Source organism: Tunturiibacter gelidiferens, from assembly GCF_014201335.1.
GTDB lineage: Bacteria > Acidobacteriota > Terriglobia > Terriglobales > Acidobacteriaceae > Edaphobacter > Edaphobacter lichenicola_E.
The window spans coordinates 283,589-297,653 of sequence record NZ_JACHEB010000006.1; the positions used below are offsets into that span (position 1 = coordinate 283,589).

At 54.5% G+C, this 14,065-nt stretch carries 4 protein-coding genes; all 4 read right to left on the reverse strand.

Features of this window, described 5'->3' with window-relative positions; genetic code table 11:
• Positions 1-8 precede the first annotated feature (8 nt).
• Positions 9-3,548, reverse strand: coding sequence for a DISARM system helicase DrmA (gene drmA, locus HDF14_RS14445; RefSeq protein ID WP_221304696.1), 3,540 nt, complete (start codon positions 3,546-3,548; stop codon positions 9-11).
• Positions 3,549-3,564: 16 nt separating this feature from the next.
• Complete coding sequence (locus tag HDF14_RS14450) at positions 3,565-5,562, reverse strand: DUF262 domain-containing protein (RefSeq protein ID WP_183977883.1); 1,998 nt, start codon at positions 5,560-5,562, stop codon at positions 3,565-3,567.
• An 11-nt stretch (positions 5,563-5,573) separates the two neighbouring features.
• Positions 5,574-9,422: an Eco57I restriction-modification methylase domain-containing protein gene (locus HDF14_RS14455; protein WP_313899583.1), complete on the reverse strand. Its 3,849-nt coding sequence runs from the start codon at positions 9,420-9,422 to the stop codon at positions 5,574-5,576.
• A 209-nt stretch (positions 9,423-9,631) separates the two neighbouring features.
• Positions 9,632-12,793: a DISARM system SNF2-like helicase DrmD gene (drmD, locus tag HDF14_RS14460; RefSeq protein ID WP_183977887.1), complete on the reverse strand. Its 3,162-nt coding sequence runs from the start codon at positions 12,791-12,793 to the stop codon at positions 9,632-9,634.
• Positions 12,794-14,065 lie beyond the last annotated feature (1,272 nt).

Sequence of the window (14,065 nt, forward strand, 5' to 3'; positions counted from 1 at the left end):
GTCATCCTTTATTCTGCGTACAAACCCGTGGACCGCTGATCGAGGACGAGATCTACGGTGCCTTCGACATCCCTCAGGGAATCCAGACATGTGAACATCTCCCACCCCCTGGGGGCGGCATGTTCGAGTAGGCCTACCGTAGAACCACCTTCTGGCTGATAGCCTAGTCGGTGATCTTCCTGATTATGAACCCGGTTCAGCCACTCATCGCGGCGTCGGTCGAGCATATTGTGCATACGCTGGGCTACAGTCCCATCGTGCGTCGCATTTTCAGCCCGTTGCTCCAATTGAGCGAAGACCGAGGACATGAGCGAGTCATTGTCCCGTAGCTCGCCCGCTTTCAGATTCCCATTGAGCCTCTCTTCAGAAAGACGCATTAGCGCGACCATTACGCCAGTAAGACCGCGGTCGAGAGCTCGAGCTGAGAACGGCGTCACGGAGAGAGCCTCGACATGCTTGTAAAAGGTCTCGTGGTAATGCTCGAAACGTTCGTAATGAGACAAATCCCGCGGCCTCGCCCAGTTAAACACAGTGCTGACCAGTCCGGGGCCAGCAGCGGAGCGTCCGACTCGGCTGGTAGCCTGAATGTATTCCGACGTGTTTTTTGGCTGTCCCGCAACTAGCATCAGCCCAAGTCGCTCAATATCAACCCCTACCGAAATCATATTTGTCGCAAGGACAACGTCATAAGGAACTGGCGAGCTCGGCCGCTTCCCTTCTTTTCGCTCCGCCACGCGCTGGGCTTCCAGCGCTGTGTCAAAGACTGACTCCAGTCGCTCTAGAATCTTTGGAATATCCGTGCCCGATTTGCGAGAGGTCAGCTCCTCCAGAGCGCGAATCCTCCGCTTAGCTAGACCTCGCTGGTCGGCATCGCGTAAGCGGGCCTTAATATCGTCGTCCACTAGTCGCCGAGTGCCTGCCAATTCCCTAATCGAGTTGAAATACCCGGCCAGGGTCATCCATGGATCCGCCAGCTGGTCATACTTCTCAAAGAGAACCTGAGCGGCGGCCATATGGGCCACATAGCTCCGGATCATCGCTACTGGGTAGCGTCGGCCAAACGCACAGATACCAAGGTAACGCCGCCCCGGATACTCCGGCCCAACCGTGCGCTGCAAGGCGAAGAAACTATCTCGAATACTAGTTCCCTGCGGTGGGAACACGTCCAGCTTTCTTACAAACAGCTTTTGCACTTGGTCGGGAGCGCGACGGATGGTCGCTGTAGAAGCCACAACCTTGGGACGCACCCTCTTGCCGTTCACTTCCCACGAGCACAATTCGTCTACGGCAGACTCATAGAGCGCAACCATCGATCCAAGCGGCCCGCTGATAAGGTGCAATTCATCCTGAATAATCAAATCGGGTGGCCGCAACAGACCGTGTTGTAGGTTTCTAACAGAGGGTAGACCATTTCGAGCCGGATGCGATTTTCCATCCTCGATCTGCGGAGAAAGGAACCCGTGCCGCGGGCAGACCTCATTGACCTTGCCGAAGAGCATCTGAATCTCTCCCTTCCAAGGCATCTGGGCAAACTTGTCCACTGTGGCAATCAGGAGTGACGGTGGCCGACGATAGATCTCTTCATCTACCACCATCACCGGCAATCCCTCTTTGGGAGCTTTTGCTTCGGAAAACTTGCAGTTCCCCAGATCATCACCGCAGTAGGTGACACAACGGCCAATGTCGCTTGGCGCTTCGTAAACCCGAAGATGCTGTTCCTTGATTTCACAGCCACACCAAGGGCAGGACGTAATTTGATGAGGTGTCCCGCCCATCGAAGGTCTGCCACCCACCCGGCCCTGGCGCAACGAATTGGCGGCACCTTCCAAGGTATTTGGTGAGGTCTTGTTACCTACCCACAGCCCGAGCCGGAACGGAGTCTCTCCCCATTTCCCTACATCGGCCCTACGGATAGTTTCGCAAGCGCACATGAGTGCTGTAGCGCGCTGAAACTGCTGTAGGGTCAAAAGACGCAAGGTGTATCGCATCAAGACAGCTATTCCATGGTCACCACTTCGGCCAGCCACCGTCCCTTGCAGGCGACGCAATGCCAAAGTATAGGCGGTCAAGCCGAGATAAGCTTCTGTCTTTCCACCGCCAGTCGCGAACCACAACAGATCCGCAACCGCGTCAGTCTCATGGCTGCGATCTGGATGGTGCAGATCAGTCAGGCTCGGCAGATTTAGCAGAATGAAGGCCAACTGGAACAAGCGCCAGCTACGGTTCTTCGCCACATCTAGCGATTCCACTCCTTCCTCACTCTTTATTTCCTTCTTCCTCACCTTTCGAGAGAATGTGGAATGGATTCGCTGCTGCCACATCGCTTGATTGGCGAAGCGAAAGGCCTCCTCTGCCTGGGGGCTGGCTTCAATCAAGTCAATCCCCGCCCTGATCCGATGAAGGGCTCGGGTACAAGCGCTCACAGCTCTCTGAGCGGCCTCCTCGTGGCCAGCCAGCTTCTCGCTTGGCAGCGACAGCTTGTTCTGTTCCAACTTGATCCAGATACGGTAGGCGGTCTCGATACGGAGCAGGGATGTGATCAGTTCAGACTTTGGTAGCCCTGCCAACTTCTTCATGTCCATGGTCAGACCGATGAGGTTCTCATCATCCGCCTCTGAGCGCGCAGTCTGCTGGGCTACCTCAAACTGAGGAATCCACTCGGTCTCGACCTGAACTGCCCTTTCGGCCGCTGGTTCTGGTAGGGTGGCGTGCACTGAGATGCCATGTCCTACCGCAAACTCACGCTGGTGACGATAAAGCATCTCCAGTGTCTCGGTCTCTTCACGAGTCAGCGGGTCCATCTTGGAAAGGTCGGCCGTGACGCCTTTGCGCTGGACAAAGATCGGTTGGTTATCGATGCCCCGCACCCGCAGCTTGGGTTGGAATACCCAGACTTCATCTTTGGGCTCGCCACGACGTGTACGTTCTGGCTGCTGATTGACGAGGAACAGGGTCACAACCCAGCCATCAGGTGTCAACCGCATCCGACCTTGCAACAGAACCAGTGGATGATCAGGATGCATAACCTGCGGCGCGATGACTTTGTCCGTGAGAGGCAGAGGTACGGGCGTAACGATCACCGGTTTCCGTTTCCAGACATTGGCCGGGTTACCGTCCTTCTTCTGCTGGCTGGCGCTCTTGACTCGCAGATACTGTCCCCATTGTCCCTCTACAACGATTTCCTTCGTCTCTGCCGCCACGACAAAACTCATGCCCATCGAAGACGGGAAATATGTGCTGCCCGCCGGCACTCCGGCCTCTGCATTGCCTTCTTCACCCTCGTCAGCCTCGCCCACTGCCAGCTCATCCAGCTCTCCGCCTGGGATCTCGCTATCCTTTGGCGCCAACATGCCTACCAAATAGCGACCGTAGACATGGTCCTCAAATGCATTCAGTTCTTCTTCTACGCCGCCAGCTGGTCCAAGGAGGTCGCGGACGACCATATCGGTTAATTCATCACGAATCGCTGACGGTGTCGGAACATCTAGTGCGCTCTGAGTATCAACTCGCTCGGATACAGATGGATCAATTACAGGTGGAGTCGTCATGCAAAGGCCTCTTCCTTCATATCTGGGACCAGACTATCTTCACAGCCTCAAAGAAGAGACGTTGGCGCTGTTCAACCTTGTCTCGTGGAAAGGCACCTGTTTTATGTGCCTCAACTGCCGCGTCCTTCAACGATTCAGGAAGCACGTTGAGGTCAACCGAGGCTATATGGCCAGCGAGAAGCTGGTTCCAAATCACATCGCTCGTCTCATAATCACTTAGCTTGTCCCGGTAGACATCATTACCACTGCTGAGGTTTTGCAAGTCCTTCAACAGTAAAACCATTCCCATCAGGTTCCTTGTCTGCTCAAATAGGGACTCGTCGAACAAACCCGTGCCGCTATCTTTGAACAGCGTTTTGTTCTCCTCGTTGAAGGCGTAGATGTGTTCCAGATGCATCCCGAACCGCTTCCGGTTTGATCTGTTGAAGCGTTCTTCAATATCTGAAAATGTGCCTTGGCAATAGCTGGGTTTATCCAATGATTGGCTTAGCCAACGATCGATACGCATGAGGAGGTACTTGCTGAAGTTCGTTTGACTATTCCGAGCCCCTCTCATGCGTTCGTATGTGAAGATGTCCGACACGCTACCTGCGAAGTCTTCTTCTAGTCGTTGTTCTTCTTTAAGCAAGTTCACGATTAAGTCGTCAAATACCTGGCGGCACTGAGCGTCACCTTTGTTCCGAAGATCTCGATTGAGCCCGTAAATTACTGTTTGGAACTTGTTGCTCTCATATAGTCCGAGGATCCGAAGAATAACGTGGAGCTGGTCGAACTTCGAGGAGATCGTTCGAATCTTTAGTTCCCTCTCGGGGTCGTTGAGCCGGATTGCCGACACGATCAGAAGGTATTGCTGATTTTGCTCTATCAGTTTGTTGTAGAAAAGATGTTCCCGATCCGGGCTATAGTCCGCCCTTAATTCTTGATAGAGCCTTGCAAAGTGCTGGATTTCATTTGTGATTAGCGCGTAAAGAGTTGCCTGATTTCTGAAGTCGCCAAAGTGATCACGAAGCTCTTGGCGACGGTAGATCTCATAGTGGTAATCACTCTCAAAGGCTTTGTAATCGTCAACGCTATTGGCGAATTTGGCTCGGAAGTAGACGCGAAAGAAATCATCGAGATCAATGCTAACTTCACCTGCATTCTTGAGTTCAGTGCGATAGTAGAGATCCTGTAGATTGACCCAAATCCGATTGGCGTCCTCCTTTTCCGTTAGTGGCAGATTTCCTATCAGCTTGCCTTTGAGAATTTCGTAGGGTTTTAGGCCAAGTCCGCGGTCGTTTACGACCTCGAAGATCATAGCCACATTGTCTTGTCTTTCGATACGGATCTCGACGATCGAAACGCGATCAAGTACGTAGGTGATGTAGTAGGTCAGCTTGGCGAGATCGTAGCCGCTTGAGTCGGACTCTAAGCGGAAGAACGAATCGAAATAAGAACTGATGGTCACGAAGTTTTCTTTCAACCGCTTCTGGGTCTCGTCCACTGGAATGAACGCGGTGCCCTCCACCAGAGATCGCAGCTGTGCTTCGCGATTCAAGTTATATATTTTAAAGCGCTTCGCTTCACCAAAGTCCCCTTCCTCAAAGATGAGCGTCTTGAGAGCACCCGGCATGAAGGTCTTGCCCGCAGTTCCCGTGATGGCATCCACCTGATTGAGTATTTGATAGAGCTTGATCAAGACCAGCAAGAGCGTGGTGAGCCGTTGCTGGCCATCGACAATGGTTGTAGAGGTGGGCGAGGTGTGAGTCAGGTAGGTATTCAAGAAATACGGATCGAAGTTCTCCAGTACGTCTTGCTGGATCTTCTGCGGTGATGTCTGCTTTCGTTTACCCAGCTCGAAACGCACTTCGAGGTCATTGAGCAGAGTCTTCACCTGCTCGTGCGTCCACTTATATTCGCGCTGATAGATGTCGATGTAGTACGAGCGCTGCGCATTGAACACCGCGCGAATAAACTGGTCGTGAGGCGTTATCAGCTTTTGGATCGTTGCCTGCGAAGTGATGCTCTCTGGCATGAAGTCTCTTTCTATGAGAATAGTGTTGGAGCAACTTGAGTATTGCCCTTCGTAGATTTCCGAGTATTCTTTACTTTCAACATTGATGAGGCTTCGAGGACCGCTGCGGTTGCGGCTTCTTCCTCGGCGTGGCGCTCGTGGTTTAGGGCAAGCAGAAGATCCAGGACCTTGCGGCAGGCGATTTCGCTAATGGTGAAACGTGTGCCGTGCTTTGTTTCGTGGAATCCGTGGCCTAAGTCCAGGCCGCTCCAGCCGTAGGCAGCGATAACGGCCTCATCCAATAAAACATGGATCTTGCGCAGATTGGCAATGTCTAGGCTTGTATCCTCAGAATCGTGGAACCGGTTGTATAACGCAGTAAGACCTAGCTCTTGTTTCGACATTATGCTAGGACGAAGCCTCAATAACTCGTCGGCGATCTCGTTGATCCTTTCAAACTCTTTGGGAAATGGGTAAGTCTCAAAGCAATCTGTGACCGTATATCTGACACGAGTCTCAAGAGAAGAACCGTATTTCCTAACCCATGTCTCATAGATAAAACTATGGAGTGCTCCAACCGCGGAGCGGTCAATGATCGGGAAAACGTTCAAAGCCACATCAAAAACCTGATTTGCAGGCACAGGCGAATGACAGACATACTTAGTGTGTCGACACGAGGCAAGGACGGTTTTATGATCCGCAACTGTTGCATATAGTTCCGTAGATCTTCTCGCGAACTGCCACCAAAGGCGTGCATAACCTTTCGCAGAACTATCACTTTTCTTCGCCAACAGTGTGCGCTCGGGCCGCACCCGATCTTCGATGATCTTCAAGCAAACTGGATATTCTCTCACTCGATCGAGCGGCCAGTCAAAGAAGTTGATTACTTGACGGCTAGGTGACTGGTCGAATCGAGAATTGAGATCTTCACCATTTAAGTAGGGGTAGATTACTTCCCGACTTCGACTGTCCGCTTCTAATAAGGAAGTCGCTTCGTCATTGGATAGAACAAAGCCTTTTCCTAAAATCACGGTCCCCTGAAAGCCCCTGCCTTTGTTCTGGTAGAGTCGATAAGGCAGGCCGACGACTCCACCGTCCTCGGCAAGAAATGAAGTTATGCCAATCGCAGGTAATCCACCTAGAATAAATTTGCCGTTCCACTGACCCCTATAACCCCAAAGATGCGCGACCTCAAGATTGGCGATGCCGGGCCACTTCGAGCTCTTTACCGCCCTAACTAACGTTATCCCCATACTGTGAAGTCGGTCGAGCGCAACTTCCCGAGTGTCACCTTCGGCAATGGAATTTGTGGCAAGAAGTCCAAATAGGCCTTGGGTTTTCAACAACGAAACTATCCTCAGGAGGAAGTATGCGCATAGGTCCGCATGTCCCTTCGCATTGCCGGCTAATATCAAGACCAAGTACTCCCGAAAGTCCTTGCCGTATATTCCGGAGATTAACTTGCCTCCTCGAAAAGGTGGATTCCCGATGAATGCATCGAACCCACCGCGTTCAATTATTTCCGGGAACTCCAGAGGCCAATGAAAGGTCTTGCGGCAACTCAATTGACTACTTGCAAAACTCACAAGCTCATTTGTCCCTCTCGCCCAACGAATCATCATTCGGTCTGCGGATTCTTCGAGTGCTTTCTCGTATATTTTTCCTCTGAGTCCTTTCAGCTCCGTGGCTACTAGAACATCTCCGGCAGCTAAGAGTTTGACTACAGATTCCTCGGCCTCAGCATGCAGAGCAGATTTTGAAGCGATCTGTTCGGGAGTATCGGACGGCAGCGCCTCCAGCAATTCGCGCTTTCGCTTGGCCTCCTCGACGTGGCGCCAAAGGTTGACTGTACTGAAAGCTACCTGCTTGACTCCCCCGGGCCGTAGACTGAAATCTTCCAATTGTTTGAGACTGCTCAATCCGAGTAGGGAATCCCCACATTTGAAAGCGTGATCGAGAAATGTGAACGGCCGTTTGGAGTCGAGCGTAGTGAGCCACAGCGAGAGTTTCGCCATCTCTACAGCCATGGGATTAATGTCGATGCCGTAGAGGCAGCGATCAGCGACAATGCGCCGTGCAATGGCGAGGCGCTCAGCGGCGTCCTGAGGTACTAGCCGCTCACTTGGCGCTCCTCGAGAAAAGTCTCCTTCTGGAGTAATCAATACTTCGCCCGGATGCTTCTTCTCTTCGTTCTCCCAAGCTTCTGTCAGGCGTTCGGCCAAATAACGACAGGTTTGTACCAGGAACGCCCCTGATCCCATCGCCATGTCACAAACCTTGAGATCAAGAATCTGCTTCGGCAGTTTTAGCAGCCATCGGTCACGCGGCCAGCCCTCCGCGGGTCCTTGATACACGAGCGGTTCCAACGTGTACTGAACGATCGGTTGCGTGAGAGATGGGGGAGTGTAGTGCGTACCGGTACTGCGCCGCGTAGTACCGGCGGTGACATAGACACATCCTGGGAGCACTACCAACGGACGCTCGAAGGAGTCTTCTCGGATCACGCCAGCAAAGGGACGAATTCGCTGAAGTAATTCCTCGTCGTGAGCACAAGCCATGACCAGCTTGTGCTCATCGACCGGATTATCGAGGTCTAGTGCCCGTTTGATGGCAGAGCCGGAACGGCCAGTTTCGTCCTTCAGTAATTCAATCAGCTCGTCTTGACCTTGCGCCAGCTTTGCTTCCAGCGTGGTCAAGGGGATCTCCGCTTCTTTCTTTCGCGTACCCTCAATACCTAGCACAGTTTCGTGAGCGCGCTCCGCAACATGGTCCAGCAAACCCTCGTATACGTGGCCAATTTGTTCAACGCCAAGTGCAAGGAATGAAATCCGCCGGGTTTCAGATGGTCCACCTCCCGGCATCTTGATACGCAATCTCTGAAGCGAAGTAAGGAGGTGCAACGCCACCCGATTGTTGACTGCGAGAGGTTCCGCCTGCGTAGAGACCCAGTTTGTGCCTAGGCTCCGACCTTCGAGGAATGGAAAGCGATCAGGATCGAATAGAGAGCCGCCATAAGCTGGTATCAGCAAATCCTGGTGATGCACGCCAGAATGCACTGCACGAAACGTCGCCAGGAGACGTGCCCAGGCATCACAGCGCCGTTCGAGCACCTGCGGTCCATGAAGGTCGGCAACTTCTTGCAACTGTTCGAGCAGAGTTGAAACGGCGTAGTTGTCGTCGTAAAGCGGTTTGCCAAGAAGCAGCAGACCGCGCTCTTCGGCGGAGAACAGGAAGACTAGCCGCATCATCACGGTCAGTGCGGACTCGTAAATTGCAGTATCCGAAACGCCTTTGAGGAGCGTTCGATTGGCATCCTGGTCCAAAGTGTCGAATGCTTGCACCAACACTTCGACCGCCTCACGCACCTGATAGCCGAGCTGGTCGGTTACTTCCTCCTGATCTTGGGAGCTCTCCTTCAGCATCCCCAGCAACGTGTCGTCAGAGGCAACCCCGAAGAAGCGGCGCACACCGAGCAGAGAGTGGAAGGCACGTAGGGTGATCGGCTCGTCAAGCCACAATGCTCCATACCAGGAGGCGTAACCAGTAGTCTCGCCCCGCGGAGCGAAGACCAGCATCCAATGTTCGCCGTTGGTGACGAGACCGAGTGCCACTCCGCTGGTGTGCAGCAGTTCCATCATTCGCGTTCCAGGGTTAGCCTTCCAGTGCTTACCGATCACGGGGCGGTCGAGAGCCTGTTCAGCGGGGTAGCTGCTTATCAGCAACTGGGCTTGACCAGCCGCTTCACTCCCGGCGGGAGAGACAAGCGCGAAGTCTGGCCGCAGGTTTTCCCCCATCTCCGCCATGTTCGCCTCCAGCCCGGCTGGGAGCGCCTGGTTTTCGACGATCAGTGCCGAGGGGTAGCCGAGTAGAGCGGTGAGCACGTGCAGAACCCAGGCGCGCTGGCGACCAGGGGCAGTGGGCTTTTCCTGCCAGTCCTCGTAGGCAGCCCGCAGGGCCTTCGCTTGCGCCGGATCACGGGGATCGAGACCTTGGGGGAATACCCTAAGAAGCACCGGCAACGAGACGAACGGGCCGGAGACTTCGATGAGGGAGAGCCAGTCGGCGTGGTGTCGCGAGGTGCTGATGCCGCTCATGCTCGACCTCCGATGATTTCGAGTACTGCCCTCCGCGGGATAAGCCAAGTTACCGCCACTGGGAACAGCCTGGCACTCGGGTCGCGGAATCGGGAACGAATGTGCGCGGATTCGCGTTCGATCTCATCCGGAATCTCCATGAACCGACGCCTCAACGCAGACAGATCGCGTTCGCGCTGCTGCTTACCAAGTTCATCGCCACCCAGATCAAGCATGAGCTGAGGATTGTCCTTACTTTCCAGCTCCCCCTGAATGGCGCGTTGTAATTCGGTCATTACGATCTTGAGCTTGTTCCCTTCTTTCTCGGCTAGTTCTTCGAGATTCTTCTCCAAATTCTTAGTGCGTTCGGCGCGGCGAGCTTCGAGAGATGCCAGGAGAGCATCGTGTTGCTTGGGCCACAGTGCCTGAAAACGGGCTTCGATGGCGGCAGGTACGGGTGTATCAGTGGCAGCAGCTAGCGCAGCCTTGGTCTCACTGACATTAAGCCGGCTGAAACGGCCTTCGATCAGCGCTCCTCCGGCGGCAATGATCTCTTCATGCAATCGATGGTTGTCACCGCCAAGAACGACGATGCGGCCGTGTGCGATCACGACTGGGTGACTGAGTGCGGAGTCGTCAACCACGCAGGCGGAGACGCGGGACAGGTGTTTGGCTTGCGTACCAAGGGACCATATCTCCGCCCGTAGCAACCGTAGGCACATCTGCACTAGACGGTGATTAAGATGGGCAAGAACAACATCATCGCGGCCCGCGGCCAGCGCGGGGTCGAAGACGATCGGGCGGATGGACTTTGTGTGCGGATGTGCCAAGCCTTCGGCACACTGAGCCCAGGTGCCGGAGAGTGCAGGCAGACGGAAAACCGGGCAGGATTTGCGCACACCGGTGGGGTCGGGCCAGATACTCTTCATTTCGACGGGGATCAATGCGGCTTGCTCGGCCAATTCCATGCCGACACGCACGACGTTCTCGATGTGTTCGGGGGTAAGGTTCAACTCATGTTGGGTCTCGTGCAGCTGCGAAGCCAGCCTTTCCAGTTGCTCGCGCAACTGGCGATCAAACTTGAGCATGCGACGAACTGGTTCGGCTTCCAGCTCGGCACGGGTCGTATCTAGTCGGTTGCGTCGGCCCAACATTGCTTCTTCGACCTGGATGGCGATGACCGGACCGACTTTACCCAAATCTTCTCGTATTGTTTCTAGCTTGAGCGCAGCGCGCATGAGGAATTCCAGATCGCCTTCCAGATCGCCGACCTTGCCCGTTGTGCTGGCCGAACCGAAGCCGCAGCCTACGAAATGGTGGATGTGCACTTCATTCGACTTCTGGCCGTGGCGGTCCACGCGTCCGTTGCGCTGTTCCATACGATTGGGGTTCCAGGGAATCTCGATGTGGATGAGCCTCGAGCAGTAGTTTTGGAGGTTCACTCCCTCAGATGCTGCATCGGTAGCTAGCAGGATGCGCACTGTCGACTGTTTGGGGTGTGTCTGGAAGGCAGCCTTAATGCGCTCACGCTGATCCTTAACCATCCCGCCGTAGATCATTTCCAGCCGACCTTCTTTCGCGAATCCCTCACGAGCCAGCAGGTCGTAGAGCCATTTCTGGGTAGCACGGTATTCGGTAAACAGGATCACTCGCTCTTCGTTCCACCTACCGCCGGGCTTGAGGGTCTGCTTCAGCCAATCAATCAGCGTTCGCGCCTTGCAATCAGCTCTTAGACTGGTCTTGGCAGCGTAATCACTGAGCTGCTTGAGTAGACCTCGTTCTTCGGCAGAGACCGGCGAAAGTGCTTGGCTCGCCGATCCCATCACTTCACCCATCTGGGCTTCATATTCCTCGTCGTCGTCGTAATCGTCGCCGTAATCAGCAATGTCCCGTGCATAACTAGCGGCGACGGTCCTGGCGCCAACCGTATTGATGTGTTTTTCCAGCGTGATGCCAAAGGCGGCCGGAGACGAGAAGAGGCGCTTCTTGAGTAACTTGAGGACAAACTCCGCAGCAAGCCGCTCACCTTCGGAAGCGGCGCTCTTAAGGCGCAATTCAGAATACCGTTGCAGGTTGGAATGGGCTAGGCGTTCCTCGTCTGTGTACGGCACCTCCAAGTGCTTCACGACTCGCTCAGCAAATCGCCGACTGCCGTCCCAACGCAGCTTGAGTTCAGACTTCATGCGGCGGACCATCACCGCATCAAGCTGGGAGCGGTCGGGCGTTACGGCACGGGCAAAACGCTGCCTGTCGAGCAGCTCAAGCAAGGCGGCAAAGCTCTCCCTATAACCGTTGTGCGGGGTGGCGGAGAGGAACAGTTTGTGCTCGAAATGGGGTGCCAGCGACCGAATGGCGTCGGTACGCATGGAGTCCGTCGCATATTTGCCTCGTCCAGACGGTGCTACGTTGTGGGCTTCATCGACGATCATCATGTCGTAAGCCCGTGGATATGCGGGCTGATCGCCGGCCGGCAAGGTCTCCCGGAAAGTGCGCAGTTGCCTTTCGCGCTTGAGGAAGTCAATGGAGGTGACGAGCCGCGGAAAGTGGGACCAGGGATTTACATGGATGCCGCGTTTGCGTCGCAATTGGCTGATACTTTCGCTGTCAATGATGCGGAACTCAAGGCCGAACTTATCTCGCATCTCTTCTTTCCATTGGAGTTGCAAGGAAGATGGGCAGATGATCAACACAGAGCGCACCCGGTGTCGCAGGATCATCTCCTGCACCACTAGGCCAGCTTCGATGGTCTTACCCAGACCAACATCGTCGGCGATCAGCAGATTGACTCGTGGCATTGAGAGCGCGCGCACGACCGGGTCAAGTTGATACTCGTCAACTTCAATACCACTGCGGAACGGGGATTGAAGGGCGCGATCATCAGCCTGAGAAACGGCCCCCCAACGCACCGCATCAAGAAATGCCTGCAACCGCAAGGGAGAGTCGAATGACACCGGCTCGGGCAATGCGGACTTCTCACGTACCGCAGTCCCCGGTTCGATCTCCCACAGGACCTGAAGTTCCTCACCCAGACCATCGTCCTCGACCGATGAAAGCTTGATTAAATGTGAGGGACCCTTAGAGCCTGGGGTGAGGCCCATGGCCGAAGGGATGATTTCGGTGACGACAAAGGGACGTTTTCGAACTACAACTAACTGGCCAATTTCCGGACGAAACTTCATTATTAGAGATCCCACTCGTAGCTCTTTATTGCCGGAGGCAGCTACCCAGAGTCTCAAGCATCTTTAGGGTCGGCAGCGCTCGGCAAGGGATTCAGCTGATCTGTCGATACCTTCTGTGTTCTGTTCGACACCGACATCGCGTAGTGTAACAGTCGTTCCTTTGATGTTTCGAAACATGGGTGTTTAAAGCTGGGTCCATAAACCATTCCCGAGACCAAGGTAGCGCCGTTGCCGGCAACCAGGGCCCAAAACCGTCCAGTCAGCGCCTACGAGGCCCTGGGGCCCGAGATCGCTTTTACGCACTTCTGAGCGTCGGGCACTTGGACTACGAAGATCTATGCACTCAGAACGAGCTGGCCTTTTCATGACCTGAGCCGCGGCCCGGAACTCCAACGGCTACTGAACTCGGTCCGCAGAGAACTAACAGCTTCCGCCAGCGCCACCCCTGCGGGCACATACACCATAAGAATCCACGCCACCGAAATCAACCGCGTCCTGTAACAAAAGCCACTACGCCAAAGCCCAATAAGCTGGCTGAAGTCCACTAGCTCAACATGCGTCAAGCAGTCTCACGAGTTCCCCCTGTCTTTTGGTTCCCGTTTTGTGAAAGAGACTCTTCACCTGGGTTCGCACCGTCTCCCACCCAATCTCAAGCAAATCCGCGGCTTCGCGGAGGGACTTACCTTCCAGCAATAGAATGGCAAGTCGCGTCTCGGCGTGAGATAAGCGGTACATCTCCCTGAGAACGGAAGGAGCCGCGCCGTCGTGGCAGTCCGGATCCGAAATGAAGATGGTAGCAACAGCCTCTTGCGGTACGTCTGCGTCGCGAGATATAAGCGGTACTACCGAGATCTGCAAAGGTCGCCCCCTATTGCGGGAGATGACAAGGCCCGCAACGGAGGGGTGTGTTTTCTCTGTGACCGCCCGGATGGCTAGTAAAATGGCTGCTCGCAAGCGTGAGTTTTCTGAGGGCTTTTGGGCCGCAACTTCAGAATGGCTTAGAACCAGCCCGTCCCGTTTGTCACAGATAGCACGCGCAGCTGCATTCACGAGAACCGGCCTGCCCTTCAAATTTACGAGCACCAGCGCTGTCGGCAATCGATCGAATGCCGACTCAAGGTCACAAGCTCTGCGTTGCAGCGCCTGCAACTTATGTTTGGTTGCGAGAGCGGTTCGGAGGTGAGGGGCAACGATTCGCAACATGGCCAACTGTTCGCGATCAATCGGACCTTCATTTGGTCCGCGATAGATACTCAGTACTTCGAATGCTTT

Coding starts and splice junctions, on each gene's coding strand:
- drmA (WP_221304696.1), bottom strand. CDS start 3,548: ATGACGACTCCACCTGTAATTGATCCATCTGTATCCGAGCGAGTTGAT.
- drmD (WP_183977887.1), bottom strand. CDS start 12,793: ATGAAGTTTCGTCCGGAAATTGGCCAGTTAGTTGTAGTTCGAAAACGT.
- HDF14_RS14450 (WP_183977883.1), bottom strand. CDS start 5,562: ATGCCAGAGAGCATCACTTCGCAGGCAACGATCCAAAAGCTGATAACG.